26 protein-coding genes and 1 pseudogene are annotated in these 23299 nt (G+C 37.7%); 20 read left to right on the top strand and 7 right to left on the bottom strand.

The genetic code is table 11. The features are described 5' to 3' along the window. Nucleotides 1–58 precede the first annotated feature (58 nt). Together JCM19043_RS07470 and JCM19043_RS07465 are read left to right on the top strand one after the other, a co-directional pair. Complete coding sequence (locus tag JCM19043_RS07470) at nt 59–541, top strand: RNA polymerase sigma factor (RefSeq protein ID WP_062321353.1); 483 nt, start codon at nt 59–61, stop codon at nt 539–541. Beyond that, the gene (locus tag JCM19043_RS07465; protein ID WP_062321351.1) at nt 541–1437 is read left to right on the top strand and encodes a zf-HC2 domain-containing protein; all 897 of its coding nucleotides are present in this window, start codon (nt 541–543) and stop codon (nt 1435–1437) included. The genes JCM19043_RS07470 and JCM19043_RS07465 overlap by 1 nt, the downstream gene beginning before the upstream one ends. Nucleotides 1438–1890: 453 nt before the next feature. Here JCM19043_RS07465 and JCM19043_RS07460 read toward each other — a convergent pair whose 3' ends face one another. Beyond that, nucleotides 1891–3162 carry a RidA family protein gene (locus tag JCM19043_RS07460; RefSeq protein WP_062321349.1) on the bottom strand — a complete coding sequence of 424 codons (1272 nt, stop codon included), beginning with the start codon at nt 3160–3162 and terminating at the stop codon, nt 1891–1893. Between the two features lie 542 nt (nt 3163–3704). Between JCM19043_RS07460 and JCM19043_RS07455 the strand changes: the two genes are divergently transcribed. Then, nucleotides 3705–4568, top strand: a complete 864-nt coding sequence (locus JCM19043_RS07455; protein WP_062321347.1) for an ATP-binding protein — start codon at nt 3705–3707, stop codon at nt 4566–4568. 273 nt (nt 4569–4841) lie between these two features. On the opposite strand, the gene JCM19043_RS07450 is transcribed toward JCM19043_RS07455, so the two are convergent. After that, nucleotides 4842–5606: a DUF3784 domain-containing protein gene (locus tag JCM19043_RS07450; protein ID WP_062321345.1), complete on the bottom strand. Its 765-nt coding sequence runs from the start codon at nt 5604–5606 to the stop codon at nt 4842–4844. 158 nt (nt 5607–5764) lie between these two features. Here JCM19043_RS07450 and JCM19043_RS07445 point away from each other — a divergent pair, with 158 nt between their 5' ends. From JCM19043_RS07445 to JCM19043_RS16815, 9 genes are all read left to right on the top strand, one after another. Continuing rightward, nucleotides 5765–6193 carry a MarR family winged helix-turn-helix transcriptional regulator gene (locus JCM19043_RS07445; protein ID WP_062321343.1) on the top strand — a complete coding sequence of 143 codons (429 nt, stop codon included), beginning with the start codon at nt 5765–5767 and terminating at the stop codon, nt 6191–6193. Next, nucleotides 6181–6684, top strand: a complete 504-nt coding sequence (locus tag JCM19043_RS17480) for an SDR family oxidoreductase (protein ID WP_231631448.1) — start codon at nt 6181–6183, stop codon at nt 6682–6684. Before JCM19043_RS07445 ends, JCM19043_RS17480 begins: the two co-directional genes overlap by 13 nt. Then, nucleotides 6584–7108, top strand: a complete 525-nt coding sequence (locus tag JCM19043_RS17475; RefSeq protein WP_231631447.1) for an NmrA family NAD(P)-binding protein — start codon at nt 6584–6586, stop codon at nt 7106–7108. The genes JCM19043_RS17480 and JCM19043_RS17475 overlap by 101 nt, the downstream gene beginning before the upstream one ends. A gap of 14 nt (nt 7109–7122) precedes the next feature. Further along, a complete protein-coding gene (locus JCM19043_RS07435) occupies nt 7123–8106 on the top strand; it encodes a LacI family DNA-binding transcriptional regulator (protein WP_062321342.1) in 984 nt (327 codons plus the stop codon). A 214-nt stretch (nt 8107–8320) separates the two neighbouring features. After that, complete coding sequence (locus tag JCM19043_RS16835) at nt 8321–8854, top strand: PTS transporter subunit EIIB (protein ID WP_197274776.1); 534 nt, start codon at nt 8321–8323, stop codon at nt 8852–8854. A gap of 118 nt (nt 8855–8972) precedes the next feature. Further along, nucleotides 8973–9683 carry a PTS transporter subunit EIIC gene (locus JCM19043_RS16830; RefSeq protein WP_197274775.1) on the top strand — a complete coding sequence of 237 codons (711 nt, stop codon included), beginning with the start codon at nt 8973–8975 and terminating at the stop codon, nt 9681–9683. 84 nt (nt 9684–9767) lie between these two features. Next, the gene (locus JCM19043_RS16825) at nt 9768–10562 is read left to right on the top strand and encodes a glycoside hydrolase family 32 protein (protein ID WP_197274774.1); all 795 of its coding nucleotides are present in this window, start codon (nt 9768–9770) and stop codon (nt 10560–10562) included. Between the two features lie 41 nt (nt 10563–10603). Beyond that, nucleotides 10604–10756 (top strand): hypothetical protein, encoded by a 153-nt coding sequence (locus JCM19043_RS18155; protein WP_197274783.1) that lies wholly within the window; start codon nt 10604–10606, stop codon nt 10754–10756. Continuing rightward, the gene (locus JCM19043_RS16815) at nt 10753–11208 is read left to right on the top strand and encodes a GH32 C-terminal domain-containing protein (RefSeq protein WP_197274773.1); all 456 of its coding nucleotides are present in this window, start codon (nt 10753–10755) and stop codon (nt 11206–11208) included. Before JCM19043_RS18155 ends, JCM19043_RS16815 begins: the two co-directional genes overlap by 4 nt. Before the next feature lie 171 nt (nt 11209–11379). On the opposite strand, the gene JCM19043_RS07420 is transcribed toward JCM19043_RS16815, so the two are convergent. From JCM19043_RS07420 to JCM19043_RS07410, 4 genes are read right to left on the bottom strand one after another with little or no spacing between them, the layout of a single operon-like run. Then, complete coding sequence (locus JCM19043_RS07420; protein WP_062321340.1) at nt 11380–11688, bottom strand: hypothetical protein; 309 nt, start codon at nt 11686–11688, stop codon at nt 11380–11382. Beyond that, nucleotides 11685–11834 (bottom strand): hypothetical protein, encoded by a 150-nt coding sequence (locus JCM19043_RS16810; protein WP_197274772.1) that lies wholly within the window; start codon nt 11832–11834, stop codon nt 11685–11687. Before JCM19043_RS16810 ends, JCM19043_RS07420 begins: the two co-directional genes overlap by 4 nt. Nucleotides 11835–11871: 37 nt before the next feature. Beyond that, nucleotides 11872–12246, bottom strand: a complete 375-nt coding sequence (locus JCM19043_RS07415) for a ChaN family lipoprotein (RefSeq protein WP_062321338.1) — start codon at nt 12244–12246, stop codon at nt 11872–11874. Nucleotides 12247–12259: 13 nt separating this feature from the next. After that, a complete protein-coding gene (locus JCM19043_RS07410) occupies nt 12260–13084 on the bottom strand; it encodes an alpha/beta hydrolase (protein WP_062321335.1) in 825 nt (274 codons plus the stop codon). Between the two features lie 122 nt (nt 13085–13206). Between JCM19043_RS07410 and JCM19043_RS07405 the strand changes: the two genes are divergently transcribed. From JCM19043_RS07405 to JCM19043_RS07385, 6 genes and pseudogenes are all read left to right on the top strand, one after another. Beyond that, the gene (locus JCM19043_RS07405; protein WP_062321334.1) at nt 13207–13905 is read left to right on the top strand and encodes a helix-turn-helix transcriptional regulator; all 699 of its coding nucleotides are present in this window, start codon (nt 13207–13209) and stop codon (nt 13903–13905) included. Nucleotides 13906–14014: 109 nt separating this feature from the next. Continuing rightward, complete coding sequence (locus JCM19043_RS07400; RefSeq protein ID WP_231631446.1) at nt 14015–14854, top strand: metallophosphoesterase; 840 nt, start codon at nt 14015–14017, stop codon at nt 14852–14854. Between the two features lie 290 nt (nt 14855–15144). After that, complete coding sequence (locus tag JCM19043_RS07395; RefSeq protein ID WP_062321329.1) at nt 15145–15717, top strand: class I SAM-dependent methyltransferase; 573 nt, start codon at nt 15145–15147, stop codon at nt 15715–15717. A gap of 407 nt (nt 15718–16124) precedes the next feature. Next, nucleotides 16125–16247, top strand: a complete 123-nt coding sequence (locus JCM19043_RS18150) for a hypothetical protein (protein WP_255349947.1) — start codon at nt 16125–16127, stop codon at nt 16245–16247. 64 nt (nt 16248–16311) lie between these two features. Beyond that, nucleotides 16312–17234 (top strand): annotated as a pseudogene (locus JCM19043_RS07390) (LysR family transcriptional regulator). Nucleotides 17235–17354: 120 nt separating this feature from the next. After that, nucleotides 17355–18515, top strand: a complete 1161-nt coding sequence (locus JCM19043_RS07385; RefSeq protein ID WP_062321327.1) for a cobalamin-independent methionine synthase II family protein — start codon at nt 17355–17357, stop codon at nt 18513–18515. A gap of 106 nt (nt 18516–18621) precedes the next feature. On the opposite strand, the gene JCM19043_RS07380 is transcribed toward JCM19043_RS07385, so the two are convergent. Further along, nucleotides 18622–19536 (bottom strand): LysR family transcriptional regulator, encoded by a 915-nt coding sequence (locus JCM19043_RS07380; RefSeq protein ID WP_062321326.1) that lies wholly within the window; start codon nt 19534–19536, stop codon nt 18622–18624. Between the two features lie 476 nt (nt 19537–20012). Between JCM19043_RS07380 and JCM19043_RS07375 the strand changes: the two genes are divergently transcribed. Both JCM19043_RS07375 and JCM19043_RS07370 read left to right on the top strand, forming a co-directional pair. Next, complete coding sequence (locus JCM19043_RS07375) at nt 20013–21350, top strand: YeeE/YedE family protein (protein ID WP_062321324.1); 1338 nt, start codon at nt 20013–20015, stop codon at nt 21348–21350. Between the two features lie 106 nt (nt 21351–21456). Next, nucleotides 21457–23154, top strand: a complete 1698-nt coding sequence (locus JCM19043_RS07370) for an FAD-dependent oxidoreductase (RefSeq protein ID WP_062321321.1) — start codon at nt 21457–21459, stop codon at nt 23152–23154. Nucleotides 23155–23299 lie beyond the last annotated feature (145 nt).

Raw genomic sequence — 23299 nt, 5'->3', positions numbered from 1 at the left:
GAATATTTTTATGTAAGATTATTAACGTTTGTGCGTCTTATATATAGGGGGTGAAAAAGTGACGGAGCTTGAAGAGATTTACAATGAGTATTTTAAGGACGTATACCTCTTCATATACAGTTTATCAAAAGATAAACATATTGCGGAAGATTTGACGTCTGAAACATTTGTAAAAGCAATGAAGTCAATTGAAAGCTTTAAGGGAAATTGTGATATCAAGGTGTGGCTATTTCAAATCGCAAAAAACTCATATTATTCTTATGTAAGAAAACATAAGCGCTTAATTGAGCTCGAGGCAGTACCGGAAAAGAAAAGTGATGATAACTTGGAGAAGTCAGTGTTTTTAGCTGAAGCATCGATGGAGATTCATGATATTATTCATCATTTATCTGAGCCATACAAAGAGGTGTTTTCGCTAAGAGTTTTTGGAGAGTTGAGTTTTAAGCAGATTGGTCGTTTGTTTGGGAAAACCGATAATTGGGCCTGTGTCACTTTTCACCGGGCTAGACATAAGATCAGAGAAGAAATGAGGGATAATTGATGAAAGTCACTTGTCATGTTATTAAAGATATGTTGCCGTTATATTCAGAAAATATGCTGAGTGAAGACTCATGTAAAATGGTTGAAGAACATATTGAACAATGTCAGAACTGCAAGAATGACCTAAATGACATGCGCACGTTTAATGAAGTACCAGTAAATAGGGATGTTTCTCCTTTACTAAAAATCAAATCAACGTTACGTAAGAAGAAAATTCAGACGGTCATACTCTCTGTCTTGTTTTCAATGATATTTTTTATTGTCGCATTTGCTTTTTTGACTGAACCAGAGTATATCCCATACAACGAAAGAAGTGTCACTATAAATGAGATTGGAAATGGCTCAGTCCTAGCTCAGTTTGATGATTCAATAAATGGCTATGATATTGATAAATATTTAACAGATGATGGATATGTCTATCACGTTACAACATGGACTAATATTTGGAACAGGAATATAAAAAAATCTCATATTAACAATACGCTTTTAAATCCAAATGGTGAAAATGTGACGTCTGTCTATTACTACAATGCCGGTGTAAGTGAAGATGTATTGATATTTGGTCAAGAAATAGAGCCCGATGGAGGCGTTATAACATTACCAAGATTAAATTTATCTTATTACGTTATAATTGCTGCTGGATTAGCTATAGTGAGTGGATTAGTTATGCTGATCAATTACCGTAATAAAAAAGTGTTTACATTCTCGCTGAAACTTTTCTTTTTACCCGTAGCTTACTTAATAGCACATCTACTTATTAAAGGATTTACAACCACATCATATGCAGCAACAAGAGATTTTTATGTCATATTATTAATTGCGATGCCGCTTTATAGTGCTTTTTTGATGATGTGGCATTTAACCAGCAACTATAAAAACAACAAAACGCTATTGTAAAATTAGAAATAACTTATAGGAGATGTATAAGGTTTTACTACTTGCGATTATTATAATCGCAAGTAGTAAAATGGGAGAGTTGATAATATTTTTAGTAAGAGAAAAAGAACGTAAGTTGCTAAAGGCGGATATATAAAGAAAAACTATCAGATGGAAGCGGTCAACGGACGGTATTAAATTGAAAAAAAGCCTTTTTAAATGAGTTTATCGAAAATAGGGACTCTTACTTTGGACTTTTAATCATAGCAAAGTATCGCTGAATACTAAAAAAGCATCAAGATCTTCGCCTTAATCAGCTAAAATCTCGATGCTTTTTCGTTTAAACTGTTTAAATAAAACGGTTACTTTTTATATTTGAGACAACAGCTTTTAGTGATTTAGATTTAAAGTTTCATTCACCGTCTTCATCAACAAGTCACTTTAAGTATTTGCGCATTCACTAATTAATGTTTGTTATACTTGTGGAGGTGTACCTTCAGCGTTTGATACAACGGCATCGATTTGAATTAAAGCATCTTTAGGTAAAGCAGATACACCAACTGTTCTTCTTGCAGGGACACCGTCTGGGAAGAATGTTGTGTAAACTTCATCTACCGCATCAATATCTGTAATATTTTTAAGGAAGATATTGACCTTTACTACATCGTCCATAGCGTGATCGATACTTTCTATAATTGCTTTAATATTTTTTAAGCACTGCTCTGATTGTTCTTTTACACCACCAACCACGATTTCACCCGTTTTAGCATCCAAAGGTAATTGTGCTGAGATGTGATTGTAATGAGAAAATGCTACCGTTTGTGTAGACAAAGAACTGATTGGTGCATTTTCTGTATTATTTGCCTTGATGACGATTCCGTGTCTGTCTTCTATAAGTTGTGGAGGCGTACCGTCTCCGTGTGACACAACTGCTTCAATTTGCACTAATGCATCCATTGGTAATGCTGACGCTTCGACAGTTGTTAGAGCCGGCATATAGGCCACAGCTCTCGCAATCGCCGAATCCGGGAAGAATGTTGTATATACTTCATTCACCGTATCAATATCTGAAAGGTTCTTTAAGAAAATATTTATTTTAACAATATCATCAAAAGGAACGTCAATACTCTCTAAAATTGCCTTAATATTTTTTAAGCACTGTCCAGTTTGCTCTTTTACACCGCCAACAACTAATCTACCTGTTTTAGGATCGATAGGCAATTGAGCTGAAAGGTTATTGTAGTGTGAGAAAGCTACCGTTTGTGTAGAAATAGCACTTGTTGGTGCATTTACCGTATTATTTGTCAGCTTTATAAGGTCGCCTGCTTGCGGTGCGTTTGGAATTGTACCTTCACCATTTGAAACAAGCACTTCAATTTGTACCAACGCATTCATTGGCAGTGCTTCAACTGCAACGATTGTTTGTGTAGGAACGTAAGTTGGGAAGAATGTTTTTAACACTTCGTCTACTACATCAACATCTTTGATATCCTTAAGAAATACACTAATTCTAACAACATCGCTCATAACATGGTCGATGCCCTCTACAATAGTCTTGATGTTGTCAAAGCACTGCTTCGCCTGCTCTTTTACACCGCCAGATACTAATTCACCAGACGCTGGATCAATAGGTAATTGTGCTGAAAGATTGTTGTAATGAGAGAAAGCGACGGTTTGTGAATATGGCCCGATACTTTTGGGAGCGCTTTCTAAATTTCTTGCTAATACTGTATTATAATTGCTCATGGTTGTATTCCCCTTTTAAATGTTTTTTAGTTAAGCTACATAAATAACCCATGTTTCGCTCCGTAAAAGTCGGTTTTAATCTTTTAATAACTAACGATTTTTTTTGAAAAATTACGAATAAAGACTAGAATTACACCTGAAATCATTCAAACATATGGCATGATTGGAGGATGGTACCTATCATCCAATCAGTAATGTTAGCGCTTCAACTTACTTGATTACGTTAGCTGAACTGATGACATTCTCACATAAATGAAAAAACAATGCTCACTAAAAAACGGCCTTAATTTTTGAGTGAGTCATGTTTGGATTGAACTCTCAGCCTAGTTATATCAAGGATTTAATGCCTAATTTCTGCGGGTAAACGTGAGTTAGTAACCCAATGGCGGTTACTGTAGAGGCAATTATAACAAGCTTTTTTTATTATTACTACATTTTTTAATAAATTGTTAATAAAGTAAGTCATTTCATCAATTGAAAATGATAATATAATCCATGGATAAAATATTCCAAGAGTAATTTCCCGTTTCAGAGTACATTTCATGGAAAATCACGTATTAGGTGAAAAGAGTCCTCTGTTCGGAAGAAGAACAGGACAGTTGAAAGTGAATCCACTTGATTACTATGATTCAGCAAAATTCTATCCAAAAGCAAGTGCTGAGGATAAAATAAAATATTATGCCTGTATGGGTGGGACGCCTTATTATCTCTCATTGATTGATCAAGGCATGAGTTTTGAAGAGGATCTTGGAGAACTTTATTTTGAAATTAATGGCTATTTAAACAATGAAGGTATTCTTTTGATGAAACAAGCGTTTAGAGAACCAGCGAACTATAATGCTGTTCTACAAGCCATTGCGAGTGGTTCTAACACGCTGGGTGAGATTGCTGGGTTTACACAACTTGAAACCAGCTTGATTTCAAAGTACCTTGTGACGCTTCAGGAAATAAATTATATTGTGCGTGTCATTCCGTTTGGCTCAAATCCATTAAAGGGTAAAACAAGTCAGTATCATATAACGGAGAATTTTATTGCTTTTTGGTATCGTTACGTTTTTTCAGTCAGAACGGCGATTGATCGTGGCAATGGTGATATCTATTGTGGTTTAGCGCTTGATGACTTGTCACATTTCATCGGTCCAATATTTGAAGAAGTCACACGTCAGTACCTTCGTAGAAAGAATGCACAGGGGAAATCACCTTTTATCGCCAAGTCATTCGGAACATGGTGGGGGAAAGATAATAGGGGCAATGTACAAGAAGTGGACGTCGTTCTCGAGTCAGTATCGAGTCAAGCATTACTTATTGGAGAATGTAAATGGCGTCCTTCGTTTAAAGTTAATAAGACAGTCGAGAAACTTCAAGAACGAGCAGCTTATTTTGATAAGTATACGACGCAAAAATAGTTGTTTACTAAGCTACCGCTAAAATTAGATCAGACATCAGACATAATCAATATCTCACTCGATGACTTTTTCGAGTAAGATTTTCCGTAATGATACCTTAAAACAAACATACTTATAGTAAACGTCATATAAGTATGTTTGTTTTACACTTGACCTTCTCATAGCGCTCGCCATCGTGAGAAGGTTATTTTTTTATCGTCTCAGAGCGATAAGGCACCTTCCTCAAACATTCGTGAGAATGTTAGGTGGAGGTAGCTCAACGGAATAGTCATGTCAATTAGCTATAGAAGAGTCTAATTCAACAAGCCATGTTTGGTGCATGTTTTCAAATAATATATTTGTTTCTTCTGTAGTCGGTGTATTTAAATAGATAATATGATCATCCGTTTCAAGATAGATGAATAGAGATACGTCTGTCGTTAGAAACAACATCACTGCCCCGTGCTCGGTAGTTCTAAAGTGGCCTTTTAAGTGTGAGTTAAACGACGAACCGTTGGTCCGTTTTTCTATGGTCGGTAAGTCAGTGACTAACTGTATATCGTGAATATCTGTCCATGGAATGGTTTCGCCATACATTCCTTGAATCGTTAGACTTTCCTGATTAAATGTTACTTTAGTTGCTTGAGATGAGTAAACGAGTAAGACTATGACAAAGATTAAAGCGATGGTGATGATACTTATAATTAAAACAAGCTGTTTTCCTTGTCCTTTACGTAATTGTCCGTTTTCATCATACACATTCTCATCAAATGTTTGCGCTTTAATTAATACAAAGACAGTAGAAATGGCGAAAAATATGATAAGAGGTAAAGTTAATGACTCTACACCTAAACGAAGCAATATGCCAAATAGAATAAGAACAGCACCGATCATATAAAGATATTTACCGATGAAAGCTCCTAGTTTGTCTACATCGACGCGAGCTTTTTTCTCTTCTGACATGGTGTTATAACCTGAGATGAGAAAATACCATTTTAATTGATGAATACCCACACCAAGAAAAATGAAGACAAGCCCAATGATCAACAATACCCACATAACGCCACTCCTCACACGATTTAATTTTAAGATAGTCGCTATTACCATTATACGTTGTAAACAAGAGAATTTATAGTCGCAACAAATGAACGTTGACGAAAGCTCGAAGGTCTCATATAATATAGTTAGTTTAACTAACTATATTGAAGGAGAACACGATGACAATCTATCAAAGTATGGATGTATTAGGACGATTTTGCCGATTGAAACTGGCTGTGAAACAAGATCTACCCCTGCGCTCAAGTGAAATGGGGGTACTTATTTACTTATCAAAACAAACGGGTGATGTCACACCGTTAATGGTGAGTGAGTTTTTACGGGTAAAAAAACCATCGGTGACACCACTGATTCAAACACTCATTAAAAAAGAATATGTGACAAAACAACGATCTCAGGTTGATAAACGAAGTTACACACTTCAAGTGACAGAGCGAGGATCTCGTCTACTTGAGGAAGTAGAGGCGGATTACTTATTGTCAGTTTCAGTGCTTAAAGAAAAGCTTGGAAACGATCAATTTAATGACTGGATTAGATTAACAGAACAAGCAAATACCATATTAGAGGAGTTGGCATTATGCGAGTCTTAGTTACTGGCGCAAGTGGAAATGTTGGTCGATTTGTGGTAAAAGAACTACAAAAGCTAGGAGAAGATGTTGTCGTTGCGGGAACGAATAAACAAAAACTTATCGGAAAATTCGGAAGTGATGTTGAAGCAGTTACCCTTGATTTTACGTCTCCAGATACATTTAAAGAGGCAACTAAAAATATTGACCGTGTATTTCTTATGCGCCCCCCTCACTTAGGTAAGGCAAAAGATATGTATCCGTTTATTGATCACTTATCGGAACAGTCGTTACAACTCGTTGTCTTCTTATCCTTAATGGGTGTCAGTCGTAACCCTTTCCCGCCGCATCACCGGATTGAAAAATATATTGAGAAGCAACACTTGCCATATACACGTGAGACCAGGCTTTTTCATGCAGAACATTTCTGGTGTTCATGCAGAAGAGATAAAAGAACAGAACAAAGTATTTGTCCCCGCAGGTACCAGCGAGACAAGCTTTATCGACGCACGTGATATTGGTTTAGCCATCGCTAAGATGCTTCATCAACCTGAAAAACATCATGATAAAGCTTACACACTAACCGGTAAAGAAGCGCTCACGTATCATCAAGTCGCTCATATCTTGAGTGAGGTGACGGGTAAAGAAATTCTATATGAGAAGCCAAGTATGTTAGCATACCGAAAATATTATATCGAAGAAAGACAATTAGACCCGACTTATGTGACCGTCACGATGATGTTGTATCTAATGACCCGACTAGGTACGGCGAAAGCTGTGACAGCTGATTTTTCAGAAATAACAGGAAAAGAACCAACGTCATTTAAACAATTTGCGCATGACTATGCAAGTGAATTTGTTTTAAAAAAAAGATTTTCGGCACGGAATATTATCGTTTTAAAAGTAATATTTGCTATAATGATAAGGAGATATAATTAAAAGAAGGTGAGTTTATGACGACGATGAAAGATGTTGCCGCAAAAGCTGGTGTGGGTTTAGGAACGGTATCAAGGGTGATTAATAATTCGGGATCGGTAAAAGAAAGCACCCGTATAAAAGTAATGAATGCGGTAAAAGCATTAGACTATCAGCCAAATGAAGCAGCAAGAAATTTTAAAATGCAAAAATCATTATCTGTGGCATTAATTGTCCCTACGGTATGGCATCCGTTTTATTCAGCATTCTCTTATTATGTAGAACGAGAACTATTTAAAAATAAATTTAAAACGATTATTTGTAACTCTAGAAACGAAGTAGACAGAGAAATTGAATATATTGATATGTTAAAGAAGAATAAAATCGATGGTATTATTGCGATCACCTATAGTGAAGCCATTGACCAATATGTAACAAGTCATTTACCGATGGTGAGCATTGACCGACATTTTACAGAGGATGTGCTAACAATTACGAGTGATCACTTTCAAGGTGGCTGCCTTGCCGCATCAGAGTTGATAAGGCACGGCTGTAAAACGATTGGTTATATTGGAAGTGTATCAAAGATAAAAAATGAATCGATGCTGCGGAAAAAAGGCTTTATCGAGTATGTAGAAAAACAGGGAATCACATATAGCGTGAAGGAAATAAATGAACCTGTGTTAGATATCCAAAGAGAGATATTAAGCTTTATAGAAAATACCCCGCACTTAGATGGACTCTTTTGTATGAATGATAAATGGGCTGAAAAAGCTATTGTTGCGTGTGAACTGCTAGGTAAAAAAATACCAGAAGATATTCAAATCATAGGATTTGATGGAGCTAAGACGAATGAACAAGCGGAGATTAAACACTCAACCATTGTTCAACCGATTCAAACATTAGCACAGCTGGCAGTAAAGAAGCTTATTCAGATTATCGAAGGAGAGCCCGTTGAAGAGAAGGTGATCGTTCCGGTAACTTTTTTTGAAGGAGATACAACAAAAAAGGTTGACGAATGATTAACGGTGTATTAGAATGTAGACGTAGAAATTAAACGTTTACATTTCTTTTTGGAAACGTTTCAAAAAAAGAGAAGACTCGACGGGGTCTTTTTTATAAAGTGAAATTGGAAACGTTTCAACTTTATTTTATATACCTTTTTGGAAACGTTTCAATTGTTGAATCGTAAGATTAAATCAAACAACAGCTCAATATCATGAGGGAGGAATTATCGTGGCTCGAGATGCTAAGAAAGTTTCAACGTTGGTTTTAGAGGCATTAGGTGGAGAAAGTAATATTGTCTCAATGACACATTGTGCGACAAGATTAAGAGTAGTAACAGAATCAAATGAAAAGGTTGATAAAGAACAAATTGAAGCGATAGAAGGAGTAAATGGCTATTTCTATCAAAGTGGTCAACACCAGATCATTTTAGGAACGGGGTTTGTAAACAAAGTCTATGATGAATTAAAAACAATGGATGTAAAAGAAGGTGGTGACAATCATAAGGAAGCAGCACAACAGAAATTGTCTAAGCCACAACAACTCGTAAGAGCACTCGCGGATGTGTTTATACCGATTATTCCGGTTTTAATTGCGACAGGTTTATTAATGGGGCTAAGAGGATTACTCGTCAATGGTTTCGGTATGACGTTTTCTGATGAGTGGGTGGTGTTAACACAAGTTTTAACAGACACAGCCTTTATTTTCATTCCAGTATTAGTCACGTGGTCTGCGATGAAAAATTTGGGGGCACTCCAGTTATAGGTATTGTGTTGGGGATGATGTTAGTTGCGCCGCAGTTACCTGATAAATGGGCGGTTGCTTTTGGGGATGTTGAACCATTATCTTAACGATATTCGGTTTTGATTTTACAGTAACAGGTATGCAAAGTTCTATATTACCGGCTGTGTTTATGGGGTGGCTTGCCGCTAAACTTGAAAAGAAATTCAGACAATGGGTTCCAGAAGTCATTGATCTCATTTTAACGCCATTTTTAACTTTATTTACATCTTTAATCTTAGGGCTGATTTTAGTTGGGCCGACAATTTTAATCATCGAAAACTTACTTACTGAAGGTATCATGTACTTCTTTGAGTTACCGCTTGGATTAGGTGGGGTTATTTACGGCGGTTTAATACAGTTCTTAGCTGTCACAGGTATGCATCATACGATTGTACCAGTAACCGTAAAGATGGTTGCGGAAACAGGTTACGATATCATTAACCCTATTGGTACGGCAGCAATCGCTGGCCAAGCTGGTGCAGCATTAGCTGTTGTTTTAGCACAGAAAAACCGTCAAAAACGCGTCACAATGATTGGTTCTGTTATTCCAGCCTTCTTTGGTATTACTGAACCAGCGATGTTTGCGATTAACTTACCGAAAGGTTCACCATTTTTATTTGGATGTGTTGGTGGGGCTGTTGGTGGTGGATTAGCGTCTATCTTAGGTCTAGCGGCGGCTGGAACAGGATCAACTATGTTACCAGGGTTGTTATTATACATTGGTGATGGCTTGTTATTGTATATTCTGGTGATTATAGTGGCATTACTTACAGCTTCTTATTCACTAAAATCTTTTATAAAGAGAAAGTAACAACAAAGTAAGATGAACATTATTTAAGATAGGAAGGTATTTTCTCCCTTCCTATCTCATTTTCGTATATAGGGGGAGTTATCAATGTTTGACTTTGATAATAGACGTAACCGTTTTATAAAGATAGAGGATGTACCAGATAGCTATATGAGAGAGATAAAAAAGAAAACTCTATCGGATGAGTATTATCCAAGGTATCATGTCGCGCCTAAGCATGGTTTGTTAAATGATCCTAACGGATTAGCTTATCATAACGGGGAACATCATATTTTTTATCAATGGTTTCCTTTAGGTCCTGTGCATGGCCTTAAGTATTGGTATCATCTGTCAACAAAAGACTTTGTTGACTATACCGATCACGGCATTGCGCTCTATCCAGATGAAGATTTTGACTCACACGGTTGTTATTCTGGCAGTGCCGTTTCTGTAGATGAAGATTTATATTTGTTTTATACAGGGAATAAAATGTTAGAAGATCATACCTTTATTCAGTCACAATGTCTAGCTGTAATGGGAAATAATAATAGTATGATTAAAAAAGGTGTAATAGCAAATACACCGGCTGATTTTACTCATGATTTTCGTGATCCTTCTGTCATTAAGCGAGACGACAAACTCATGATGTTTGTCGGAGGAAAAACCATTGAAGGTGATGGAGCACTTGCTTTATATGTGAGTGACACTGTTGAGGATGATTTTAAATATCAAGGCAAAATTGATGCTCAGGCAGAGGACTTCGGATATATGTGGGAATGCCCGAGTTATTACGAAGAAAAAGACCAAGGTGTGCTGATCCTATCTCCTCAAGGTATTTCATCTCAAAATAAATATGACTATAAAAATGTTTTTTCCGTCGTCTACGCCATAGGTGACAAGTAGATGTCAATCAACAAACGTTTACCCATGGTGGATTTATTGAAATGGATAAAGGCTTCGATTTCTATGCACCACAAACGTATTTAGATCATCAAGGAAGACGAATTATGCTTGGGTGGTTAGGGAATTCTAAGAGTAAGTACCCAACAGATAAGAATGGCTGGGCACATATGTTAACGATTCCTCGAGAATCATGATCAAAAATGATACGCTCAGACAGCGACCTTTAGCTGAATTAAAAGCTTTAAGAACAGAAAAACAAGCGTTACATCAAACGAATTACTTAACATCAAAGGCATTTGAGTTGGTATGTGACGTTGAAGATGTGTTTCAATTAAGTTTTGAGAATGACAAAGGGGATCATATAACTTTTTCTTCAGACGGAATGGCGTATTGTTTAGACCGAACCCACATGTCTGAAGTATATGCTGAGAAATTTGGAACGGTAAGGTACGCGAAGCGAAAAATACAAAAGAATCATACAATCAGAATTTTCGTTGATCATTCTAGTATGGAAATATTTTGTGATGATGGTGAAACGGTATTGACGAGCCGATTTTTTATCCATCAGTTATCACTATTAAAAATAGAAAATATAACGGGGAATCTATATTATTTGTCTAACATTAAGAACGGACAAACCATTTAATATGACACTGTGTTAAAGGCATGACTGAAAATCAAGAATAAAATAGTCATGATTAAAGTATAAAAAATGAACGCTATACGCTCTAACGACAGAAAAAATAGACCTACTGTTAAAGTCAGATATTAAGTATATTAGACTTCAGCGGTAGGTCTATTTAATTAATGTGGAAATTCATTCGGATTGTTTGCTTTTCATCTCTATCCCAGGCTCGATATAGTTTCTGTATCGCTGCTTTAGATCAACATAATCACTGACAATCTGCCAGTAGTCTTTTTCGTTTTTCGGCGCCGGTGTCCAGTCTTTATCCGGCCATTGAGATAAAACGTCAGAAAAGGATTGCTCATCTAAGAAATACTTATCTACTGTTGCCCCGGTGCAGCCATGAAGAGGTGCGAGATAAAGATACCCATCAAAGAATTGAGCGAAGAAATCAAAGGTATTTTGACGGTCTAGGTCATGATGAGTGACGTACTTTTTCAAATCAAACCCTGCTGGTTAGATAGATGTTGTTCAACAAACGCCGTTAGTGAAGGTAGTATTTGTTTTTGTGTCACCATCTCCATCAAAGGTTCAAGTGGTTGATGGAAAAGCAAGTTGGTGACCCGGTGACCATAGACTTCATACAAATACTCACCAAGCCATTTTGTCTCTTGTAATTCGCTTTCAGATGTTGATTGTGACTGAGCAAGGGGGTGTATTCTTATGTCTGCTTTGATTAAAACGCCAGACTGCTTCATATAAATCAAGATACTCTTGATAAGCCCATCTGACGTTATAGCGAAACATTAGCTGTCGGGCTAAGTTTCTATCAAACGTCTTTCCCGTTAGTAATTGATTTAGTATGTCTTGATCTTCACTTGCCCCAAATTCCATCGCCAGATAAGTCACACCTGCCGCATGTAAATCAGGAATCATATCTTTAACGAAATCAAGATGGGTCTTAACCGCATGATCTTCCGCTAATAAAACGACATCATGTTGTTTAAAGGCCTGAAGCAGGTAGTCTTTTGGGTGATTAAATATAGATTGATGAGTCATGTATCTTTACCTCCTATTCATGAAATAACCACTGAATTATGTTGATAAATCGCTCCCGCCAATCATCTTCATGATGCGCGCCACCTTCAATCACGTTAAATCTTAATTGATCATGCGGTAAAGCTGTCTGACGTAACGCATCAAAAACATGTTGGTTACTATCTAAATAGATGTGCGGAAAGTTAAGATTAGTCGCATCACTTGTTTCATTTGTGCCAACATCTAAATATAGCTTTAATGTATCAGAACGGTTTGATGTATAAATGGCTTGAATCAGTTGCTCTTCTGCGAAATAAGCAGCGGTCGATAGGGCAGCGACTTTATGAAAGACATTGCTATGAAAAAGCCCACCGCAAATAGAAATCAACCCACCCATAGAACTCCCCATCATCGCTGTGTGTTCTCTAGCTGTTAGTGTCCGGTAATGGGTATCGATATAAGGTTTTAATGTTTCTGCGAGGAATTGCAGGTATTCAAAGCCTTTACCACCTAAGCGATTGGTCTTTTTCGCATGTGGTAAATACTCCCCTCCTTTTGTGCTTGTCCATGGACAATACTCCTCGTATCGATAAAGCCCACCGTTATCAATACCAACAACAATGTAAGCTTGACGTTCGTCGTGATGATAGACATCATCAAGTAAGTGTCTCACATCCCATATGCTTCCGAAACTTGACGTCTCTTTCTCAAACAAGTTTTGTCCGTCATGCATATAAATAACCGGATAGTGGCGGTTCGTCTCGTTATAATCAGGTGGTAAATAGATCCGAACTGTTCGCCGGCGATCAAGTTCGGGTAGATAAAAATGATCCAGATGTAACAGTTGACTATGTGCCATATGATTACCTCCTAAGGGAATGTTTTGTTGTGTTTAGTATAAGTGGTTTTAACGTCATTAAATAGTATAATATTAAGATAAGTCGTATAATATTATCATTGTTTTTAATGGAGGTGATGGAGATGGAAGAGACGTTCATTGGGGATGCGACAGTGTTTGTCCCGGAGATGGATTTGTTATTAGACCGAGGAGACCTCGTGGCGATAGAAGAAATTTTAACGAAAAAGCACCTGACTGAAGTGGCGGAAGATAAAGCAGTGAGCGTGAAACGAATCGATTTATACATTTGGCAAGCCATCTTAGTCAGGCGGCTGTCCAGTCAATCTCACCAAGTTGTTAAAGATATCATCCATGACCGTTACAACGATTTTTATCACCGCATCGGCCTGTGTCAAACACTTGTCAGTTGTCAGCGACTAGAAAAAGAACTGTTTTACACTTATATCAACGGTGAAAAAGTCCAGTCAGAAGTGACGTATCATCGTACGCTCAATCATATATTAACCTACATTCATCTGCATATTGAAGCACCTTTCACGCTTAATGACATGGTAGAATCTCTTAGGCTGACAAAACCTTATATAAGTCAGCTATTTAAACAAGAGACCGGCCAAACCGTTATGTCTTATGTGACGGATGTGAAAATCAACCGGGCGAAAGTGTTACTTCAGGACACAGATTTAAGTATATTGGTCATCAGTGAACGCTTAGGCTATTATGATTCCAGTCATTTCGGGCGGGTATTTAAGAAAGTGACAGGACTTACGCCGCGAGCATTTCGCCAACAAAATAGTGAATTAGTGGATAAACGGATGCGCTAAATGAAGAATATTCTGTCAATATCTGTTGGATATGATAAGATATTAATCAACCGATCATGGTTTAGATAGGTGAAAAGTATAGTAAATATCGGTTAAATGAGGTGTTAAGGTGAAAAGGTACAAATGGATGGTTTTGTTTATAAGCATCCTCATCGTAAGTGCATGGCTCTATAGAGGAAATACCATCATTGAAACAACAGCATTAACAATACAGAGTGATCACATACCTGAGAGTTTTGATGGGTTTAAGATAGCACAAGTATCAGATTTACATAATGCTGTGTTTGGTAAAGATAATCATAAGTTAATCGAAGCATTAGAAAATGCTGAACCTGATCTTATTGTCGTAACGGGTGACGTGATTGATTCAAGACGCACCGATGTCGACGTCGCTTATCGCTTTTTTGAAGCGGCAAAAAGCATCGCGCCTGTCTATTATGTCACCGGCAACCATGAGGCAAGGCTTGATGTGTATGCAACGTTTGAATCAAGGATTGAGGACATAGGGATACATGTGTTAAGGAATACATCGATTGAGCTGACAAAAAATAATGAAACAGTCACGTTAACAGGTGTCGATGACCCATTATTCCAACAAGCCTTATCAGAAGAAGCGACTATGATTAATCAACTGGGCCGTGCTTTGCCTGAAGAGAGCAACTATACGATTCTCTTGTCACACCGACCGGAACATTTTTCGTTATATGAACAAGCAGGTGTTGACCTGGTCTTTTCAGGTCATGCGCACGGCGGTCAAGTGAGGCTTCCTTTTATCGGTGGATTAATTGCCCCGCACCAAGGATGGTTGCCTCAGTATACGAGTGGTAAGTATGCAAAAGATGAAACGACAATGGTGGTTAGTCGCGGGCTAGGGAATAGTTTGTTTCCGATTCGTGTGAATAATCCACCAGAACTTATCGTGGTCACGTTAGAGCACTCAGGCGAGTGAAATGATGCTCTGTATTTCTTAAGGGAGTTGTGAACATGCAAGTTACATCAGTGAGTGAAGTACCAACAATAGAAGAAGACGTGATTCACCATAGTATCAACAAACAGGACGCGTTACCTGAGTAGTATATCTTAATTGAAAAAGAGACGATTATTGGAAGAGTCGCTTTAATATATTGGTATATCTTTTAAAAAAGTTTGATATAATTGCATTGACAAGATGGGTGATGGTCATCCGACAATTGGCTAGGTTAACATAGAAAGACTTTATTATAGTGGAGGTTAATTATATTGAAAAAGGTAGCGTACGACGGTTATTATCAAGAGCATAATTATTTTGGAAATCCATATCCGGGTCTCATTGATTTTTTCACGAGTTATCAACCCAAAGGAATGGTACTTGACTTAGGCTGTGGGCAAGGAAGAGATTCTTTGTTTATTGGGGAGTTAGGATATAAGGTGATTGGAATTGATCATTCAACAGTTGGGATAAACCAGCTTAATGTGGAAGCTAAAAAAAGAAATATAAATGTTGAAGGTATAGTAGATAACGTATATGATTTTCCGATATCTAAGGACATTGATATTGTATTATTAGATTCAATGTTACACTTTTATAAAAATGATTTGGATAAAGAGACGGCTTTTGTAAATAAGATACTGACGGAACTTAAAGAAGGCGGAGTTTTCGTGAATTGTATTTTCAAGGGAGATACACGTGAAAAGACTCTGAAAAAAATTATTAAAGATTCTTCGTATGAATGGGAAACATTAACTGATGTTTATACTGAGTACAGTGAAGCTAATGCAGAATTTCACTTACTCGCAATAAAAAAAGGAAAATATATTGGGGTTTCTAGTTAAGTTATACCAGCTAATAGTAGAAAGTGACTATTCAAGACTTGGGTGCGTTTGTTGTAGGTCAACAGTAACAAATGATCAAACTATATTATAAAGAATGCACAGTACGTCATAAATAATAAGCTCGTTTTAATCAATCTTTTTTCAAAAAAAGGATTTTAAGTTAATTTAAAATGAAGCTTTACTTGGTGAATTTGATCAACCTTTATCATTTAGAGCGAGTAGACACCTTCCTCAAGTGCGTGAGCACTAAACGGGTGATAAATCGCTTGTTTTTTTTGAAGTGACAAACATGCGTTCTTCGTAGTTTGATTAAGATATCAACAATGACCGTCATAAAACAAAGAAAGGATGTTCATCTATGGCGTCCTTACGGCATCTCCTTCCTCAAATATTCGTTAGAATGTTAGGTGGGGGAAGTTCAATTAGCAATCGATCATCAAGGTTTTTATAAAAAACATCGTTTTTACGCGATGCCTGAAGGCTATCATCCACCGGGAGAAACATCACAGATTTATAAGCGTACGTTATAACGTACGAAAATCCGTGGATGATAGACCCAGTCGTAATCCCTATTTTTAGAAGAGGTGAAAATCAATGACACTACAACAACTCAAGTACTTTATTGAAACAGTTAAACATGGCTCGATTAATAAAGCAGCAGAAAGCTTATTTATCGCACAACCAAGTTTATCGAATGCGTTAAAAGAACTAGAAGCAGAAATTGGGCAAGATCTATTTATCCGCACCCCGCGCGGGATTTCTCTTACGACTGATGGGGCGGAGTTTTTAGGTTATGCGAGACAAGTGGTTGAACAACAAGCATTACTCGAACAGCGTTGGTTAAATAAAACCCCGTCACGCCGTCTTTGTGCGATTTCAACTCAGCACTATGCGTTTGCGGTTAATGCGTTTGTGAATATGGTAAAAAAACTGACGCGCTAGAGTATGAATATACGCTAAGAGAAGCGCGGACGTTTGAAATCGTAGAAGATGTTAAGAACCTACGTAGTGAGTTAGGGATTCTTTATAAAAGTAAATTCAACAAACAAGTCATCGACAAGCTATTAAAAGAAAATCATTTACTTTTTCATCCGCTCTTTACCGCTAAACCCCATGTGTTTGTGAGTTCTACGAACCCACTTAGTCAAAAAGACAAGGTGACACTAGCCGATTTAGAAGATTATCCAAGGCTATCATATGAACAAGGGGATTTTAATTCGTTTTATTTCTCTGAAGAAATTTTAAGTACCGAGTATGCGAAAAAAGATATTAAAGTTGGTGACAGGGCGACGATTTTTAACTTAATGATTGGTTTAAATGGCTACACCATCTCAACGGGGATTGTGAGTGCGGATTTAAATGGAGATAACATTGTCGCCGTACCCCTTGATGTGGATGACGATATGACGCTGGGCTATATCACCCATAAAGATCTCCAGCTCACCCAACAAGCAAAACTGTACGTGGCGGAACTTATCGCTGTCATTAAAGCCTATGATGTAGATATAAACGTATAGTTATAGCTAAAAGCTATAACTAGGCATATGTTTAATGTGTTAGTCAGCTCCCTTGAGCATATGTTTAAATAGTTATCATACTATTAAAAACATTTAAAGAATTAACGAGGGGGACAAAACATGAGTGATAAATTTCAAATTGTCGGCAGTTTACTGAGACCACAAGCACTATTAGACTATAAGAAAAAAATTGAACAAAGAGAGGATATTACGTATCCTTTTTATGATGACTTTGAGGGCTATCAAGCGTGTGAGGATGAGGCGATTAAATCGGTCGTTCAAAAACAAATCGATCACGGGCTGACGGTGATCAGTGACGGGGAATATTCGAAATCTTTGTGGCACTTAGATTTTGTCTGGGGTCTCCAAGGCATTGAACGTTACATTGCAGATCATGGTTATTTCTTCTGTGATACCGATGGCTGTTCAAAATATGAAACGAGAAAAGACATTGGTTTAAGAATTACTGATGAGCTCGATGCGAAAAACCATCATTTTATCGATATCTTTAAGAAGTTAAAACAATATGCCGGAAACCACCCAGTAAAATTATGTGTCCCATCACCTTCACATATTTACGGTGAATTATCATGGTCTGATAACATTGGCGGAAAAGATGCGGTCTACAGTGACCCGCAAGCACTAAAACAAGGCTTAATCCGGGCTTATAAAACCTTTGTCTATGACTACGTGGAAGCGGGTGGTGAGATTTTACAGTTTGATGACTGTCTCTGGGAAATCTTCGCCGATGACAACCCAAACTCACCGTATACAGGTGAACATATTAATCAAGAGGAAGTAAAAGCACTGGCGTTAGATTTCATCGACATCAATAATATCATCATTGACTATGGCCATAACTTAGGTCTTAACATGTGGACACATAACTGCCGTGGGAATTATGATTCTCGCAACATGGGCGGTGGGTCATATGAAAAGATTGCGAACCTTTTCTTGAAACAATTAAAATATGATCGGTTCTTCTTAGAGTGGGATGATGACCGAGCAGGTTCAATTGAAGCATTAAAAGTATTTCAAGATAAACCAAATACGGACATTGTCTTAGGGTTACTCTCATCAAAAACAAATACATTAGATGACGAAACGCGTGCGCTAGACTTACTTGAAAAAGCATCGACCATTATTGACCGAGACCGGTTATTCTTATCGCATCAATGTGGCTTTGCTTCATGTGATGGTGGAAATGAACTAACAGAAGAAGAACAATGGGCCAAAATTAATCAAGGTCAACGATTAGCTGAACAATTTTTTGGTAGTTAAACAATAAGATATAAAAAAACCAAGCATGTCGCGTGATGGACATGCTTGGTTTTTGTTTCTGTTGAGGGATGTCAATTGATTTAATGATGAACGATATAGCTGTTGCTTATCTGATCAGTTGTTCATTCTCTTCACAATTTGTCGTGTTTGCGGGTGAAAATATTTCCAACATACATGCTACTTCTTTTGGTGACTTAGCTTGCTTCGGATAGACTAAGTAAAAAGGTTGTGTGACTTTAAAATCCGCTAAATGAATGGTAGATAACTCGCCTGATTTTAATTCATTTAACATGGAAATGTGATATAAAAAGCCGATGCCATCATTATTTTTAATGTAATTTTTTAATAATTGAATGTTACCGATTCGGTTAATGCGCAATAGTTGGTGAAGAGATTGCTTCTCTTGTTTTAATTGTTGATCAATCGCTTCACTAAGACCTGCCCCTTCTTCCCGCAATAGGAGACGCTCATGTTTTAAATCGTTAAGAGAAACGGTTTTATTGGCTAGATGATGTCTTGGGGAACAGGTGAGTATGACGTCATCTTCGTAAAAACTCACAGCGGTAAGGTCATCTGATTTTACCGGCCCAGACAAGAGCGCATAATCAATTTTCCCATCTTTAAGTAGTTGGAGTAAGCGTTCACTATTTTCTACCATCAAATGAATCTTCACGCGCTTTTCTTCGCAGAAAAGACAGGTGTGTTCTGGAATATAGTATTCGCCAATCGTCCGACTGACACCAATCATGAATGAAGGAACATCTTCATGTTCAGACAACGTATCGATGATTTCCGCAATATCTCGGTTTAATATTGTTACTTGATCTTTTAAGAATTTCCCCTTTTTCGTCAGTTTTAATACCCGATCCTCATATAGAAATAATTTCACGTTTAGATGTTCTTCTAAATATTGAATATGTTTAGTGACAGCTGGTTGAGATAAAGAAAGTAACTTGGCTGCTTTTGTATAATTCAGTTGATCTGCGAGCACTAAGAATGTGCGGTAGCGATAATCTAACATGCTATCCTCTCCCTCGGTTCTTGATGATTAAGTCATATTGTCTTATATCACTATAACAAAATCTAATACACCATAATAAAAAATATGAAGCTGTATATTTACTATAGCATACGGCGTAAAAGAATAGGGATAAGAGATTTTTTTTGCACAAACAACCTCGCTATCGAGATAAGAGCTGGAAGAGAAAGGGGGGGCGTGTTTAAAGACGTTTGTCAACTTTTATAATTAAAATGTTTGTGAATGTTTTTACAATATTACATACATAAAAGTCCGTTATATTCATTTTTGTAATAGTAGTATTCCTATTCTTCATTTCACAAAGCGTTGATTTTACGATTATAATTAAACTTGTTAAAGACATCACAAACAAAAAGAACGAGATAGTTTGGAATATTTTTTAATATTATTTGTGAAAAAATGAGCGTAATGTTTGTGGTGGACATCATGACGTTGTTTAATGAAAGGGAGGAAGAAAAATGAGTCAATTACAAAGTAGTGAGAAGGTGACGTTCATCGACCCAGCGCATGAACGCACCTCATACGCACAGCCAATCATTGGATTTGTGTTATTAGGCTTAATGGTTGTGTTTGGTGTGTATCTTAACGGCTTAAAGGCAAGTTTACCTGTCTATTTAATCGCGGGTGTGTACTTAGGGTATGTGTTAACACGTGCACGTTTTGGTTTTGCGGGTGGTATCAAGCGTATTTATATGCGCGGTGAAGGTAGTTTAACAAAAGCGTTAATTATTCTTATTTTAGTGACAGCTTTTGTCACAATGGGCTTGCAGTGGAAAGCGGCAGCGGACGGCTTATTACCAGCGTACCTAGCGGGTGATGGTGAAGCGTTTATTCCGGGGACAACAAACGTTTACTTTACCAATATCGCGACCGTGATTGGTGGATTTATCTTCGGTATGGGGATGATGCTGGCGGGTGCTTGTGGTTCTGGTACGTTAGCTGACTTTGGTGAAGGGGCAGGACGTGCGATGATCGCGTTTATCTTCTTCGTACTAGGAACAGCACCGGGTCATTATTTAAGACAAGTGGTTGACGGAACAGCGATTGGCCAAGTGGGTGTGCGTTTACACTTCCCGCAAGTGATGGGTTACTTCGGTGCTTTTGCGATGACCGCAGCGTTACTTGGTGTCCTTTACTGGATTACCATTAAATATGAAAATATGCGTAAAGCTGAAGGGACCTACATGGATCCTAAGGGTGATTATGAAGACTTTGAAAAACCACTGGATGATGCTAAAAAAGCACCATTCTTCAGTTATCAAACATATCATAAACTATTTATTGAACGGTGGGGCTTTAAACTTGGTGCTTTAGCGTTAGCGATGGGAGCGATCTTCGTTCTTGTAACGACAGATAAGAACTGGGGAGCATCAACAGCGGTTTTAACATTGAATGTCTGGTTCTTTGATTTATTAGGTTTTGATTTTAATCCAGAATATTTTGGATCGCACTTAGCAAAAGTTGAAGCAGGACTATTAAGTGATGGTGGGACGATTCGTAACTTAGGGTTATTCTTCGGTTGTACCATTGCTTTCCTACTCGCTAAACGCTTTACATTTGATTTTAACTTCAATAAAAAAGATGCCTTTTATTTTGCCTTAGGTGGTTTAATGTTAGGTTTCGGTTCACGCTTTGGTTTAGGGTGTAACCTTGGTGCGATGTATGCGGCGATTTCAAGTTTTTCATTCTCAGGATGGGTGTTCTTGCTTGCGATGACACTCGGCGGTATTGCGGGTATGAAACTCTTCGCAGGTAAAGTCTGTATCTTGCCACATCGTATTGGGAAAAATAAATAAGCAATCAAGTTAGAGAAGATGTAAGAAAGTCAAATCTATTTAGCGAAAACTGATGATCAGCTTTATTCTTATCATGATAGTCAGTCAATTTTAAGGAGGAATTATTATGGGTAAAAAAGTATTAGTTGTTGGTGGCGTTGCAGGTGGTGCTTCAGTTGCAGCACGTGTCAGACGTTTGGATGAAGCAGCAGAGATTATTATGTTTGAAAGAGGCCCTTATGTGTCCTTCTCAAACTGCTGTATTCCGTTTCATATCAGTGGCGACATTGAAAAGTCACAAGATTTAGTCTTAATGACACCACCAGAATTTGATAAGCAATATAATATTGATGCACGTGTCTACAACGAAGTAGTGGCGATTAATAAAGAAGAAAAAACAGTTGAAGTGAAAAATGTTCAAACAAACGAAACGTATACAGAAAGCTATGACGTTTTATTCCTAGCGCCAGGTGCAGTGGCGCTTCGTCCACAAAGCATTGAAGGGATTAACGATGAGCACGTGTTTGTGATGAAGACTGTACCAGATGTTGAAGCATTAACAACGTATGCGAAAGACAATGATGTGAAAGATGTCACTGTTGTTGGTGGTGGATATATCGGTTTAGAAGTTGCTGAAAACTTGAAGTATGCTGGCTATAACGTCACATTAGTTGAAGCACAAGACCAAGTCATGGCACCCCTTGACTATGATATGGTTCAAATGATTAACCGTGAAATTATGAAAAATGGCGTTGATTTAGTGTTAGGTGATAGTGTTCAAAAAATCGCTAAAGATAAAGTCATCCTTGCGTCAGGTCGTGAAATTAATGCCCAAGCCGTCGTCATGGCAATTGGGGTTCGTCCAGAAAATGCGCTCGCAAAACAAGCAGACTTAGCGCTTTCAGCAAGTGGTGCGATTAAAGTTAATCACCACTACCAAACAAGTGACCCGAATATTTACGCAGTTGGTGACGCGATTGAAACAACCTGCTTCTTTACGGGTCAAAAAACACAATTAACCCTCGCCGGTCCAGCTCAGCGTCAAGCACGTGCGGCAGCTGACCATGTCTATGGTCGTACGTATGTGAATACGGGTGTGATTGGTTCATCTAGTGTGAAAATGTTTGGTATGAATGCCGCCAATACAGGACTAAATGAAAAACAATGTCAAGCACGTGGCATTGATTATGATTACAGCTATGTGATTCCAAAAGATAAAGTAGGTTTGATGCCAGATTCAGAAAACTTATTCTTTAAACTCATCTTCCAAGTACCGTCAGGTAAGATTCTTGGTGCGCAAGCTGTTGGTCGCGGTAATGTCGATAAACGGATCGATGTGATTGCGACAGCGATTATGCTAAATGGTAACTTAGAACACTTAAAAGAATTAGAATTAACGTACTCACCACACTTCTCAACCGCAAAAGACGTGGTGAATCATGCGGCACTCGCAGCATTAAACATCTTAAATGGTGAAGTGAAAAAAGTGCCTGTCACAAAAGTACGTGAACTCGTTGAATCAGGGGCTGTCATTATTGATGCGCGTGAAGAAGATGAATATGTGTTAAGTCATATCAAAGGCGCCGTTAATATTCCATTAAGCCAGTTCCGCGATCGTCTCGATGAGATTCCAAAAGACCAACCTGTTTACGTTCACTGTCGTTCAAGTCAACGTAGCTACAATATGGTGCGTGCGCTTGGTCAATTAGGTTTTGATCATGTGTATAACTTAGATGGTTCATTCCTAGGTGTGTCTGAATATGAGTACTTTAATGATGTTGTATTAAATCGTGAACCTATTGTCACTGATTACAATTTCAACTAAGTCATAAAGCTGACAGGTTAAATGTTCGTAGCGGGAAGCATGCTTCCCGCTATTTACATTCCTCTAGTGAACATAATTAAAATAAAAGTATGACCCACAAAATACATACCCCCCCTTGTAATAAGGATAAATCTTCTGGTAAGCT

It is taken from the genome of Halolactibacillus sp. JCM 19043 (assembly GCF_001310395.1).
In the GTDB taxonomy this organism is placed as follows: Bacteria; Bacillota; Bacilli; order Bacillales; family Amphibacillaceae; genus Halolactibacillus; species Halolactibacillus miurensis.
Note: the sequence above shows the minus strand (reverse complement) of the source record. Positions and strands in the feature narration are given on the sequence as shown.

Excerpts from the sequence above, each read along its gene's own strand:
- JCM19043_RS07465 (WP_062321351.1), top strand. The coding sequence starts at position 541 with ATGAAAGTCACTTGTCATGTTATTAAAGATATGTTGCCGTTATATTCA.
- JCM19043_RS07460 (WP_062321349.1), bottom strand. The coding sequence starts at position 3,162 with ATGAGCAATTATAATACAGTATTAGCAAGAAATTTAGAAAGCGCTCCC.
- JCM19043_RS07455 (WP_062321347.1), top strand. The coding sequence starts at position 3,705 with ATGGAAAATCACGTATTAGGTGAAAAGAGTCCTCTGTTCGGAAGAAGA.
- JCM19043_RS07450 (WP_062321345.1), bottom strand. The coding sequence starts at position 5,606 with ATGTGGGTATTGTTGATCATTGGGCTTGTCTTCATTTTTCTTGGTGTG.
- JCM19043_RS07445 (WP_062321343.1), top strand. The coding sequence starts at position 5,765 with ATGACAATCTATCAAAGTATGGATGTATTAGGACGATTTTGCCGATTG.
- JCM19043_RS17480 (WP_231631448.1), top strand. The coding sequence starts at position 6,181 with ATGCGAGTCTTAGTTACTGGCGCAAGTGGAAATGTTGGTCGATTTGTG.
- JCM19043_RS17475 (WP_231631447.1), top strand. The coding sequence starts at position 6,584 with ATGCAGAACATTTCTGGTGTTCATGCAGAAGAGATAAAAGAACAGAAC.
- JCM19043_RS07435 (WP_062321342.1), top strand. The coding sequence starts at position 7,123 with ATGACGACGATGAAAGATGTTGCCGCAAAAGCTGGTGTGGGTTTAGGA.
- JCM19043_RS16830 (WP_197274775.1), top strand. The coding sequence starts at position 8,973 with ATGCAAAGTTCTATATTACCGGCTGTGTTTATGGGGTGGCTTGCCGCT.
- JCM19043_RS16825 (WP_197274774.1), top strand. The coding sequence starts at position 9,768 with ATGTTTGACTTTGATAATAGACGTAACCGTTTTATAAAGATAGAGGAT.
- JCM19043_RS18155 (WP_197274783.1), top strand. The coding sequence starts at position 10,604 with ATGGATAAAGGCTTCGATTTCTATGCACCACAAACGTATTTAGATCAT.
- JCM19043_RS16815 (WP_197274773.1), top strand. The coding sequence starts at position 10,753 with ATGATCAAAAATGATACGCTCAGACAGCGACCTTTAGCTGAATTAAAA.
- JCM19043_RS07415 (WP_062321338.1), bottom strand. The coding sequence starts at position 12,246 with ATGACTCATCAATCTATATTTAATCACCCAAAAGACTACCTGCTTCAG.
- JCM19043_RS07410 (WP_062321335.1), bottom strand. The coding sequence starts at position 13,084 with ATGGCACATAGTCAACTGTTACATCTGGATCATTTTTATCTACCCGAA.
- JCM19043_RS07405 (WP_062321334.1), top strand. The coding sequence starts at position 13,207 with ATGGAAGAGACGTTCATTGGGGATGCGACAGTGTTTGTCCCGGAGATG.
- JCM19043_RS07385 (WP_062321327.1), top strand. The coding sequence starts at position 17,355 with ATGAGTGATAAATTTCAAATTGTCGGCAGTTTACTGAGACCACAAGCA.
- JCM19043_RS07380 (WP_062321326.1), bottom strand. The coding sequence starts at position 19,536 with ATGTTAGATTATCGCTACCGCACATTCTTAGTGCTCGCAGATCAACTG.
- JCM19043_RS07375 (WP_062321324.1), top strand. The coding sequence starts at position 20,013 with ATGAGTCAATTACAAAGTAGTGAGAAGGTGACGTTCATCGACCCAGCG.
- JCM19043_RS07370 (WP_062321321.1), top strand. The coding sequence starts at position 21,457 with ATGGGTAAAAAAGTATTAGTTGTTGGTGGCGTTGCAGGTGGTGCTTCA.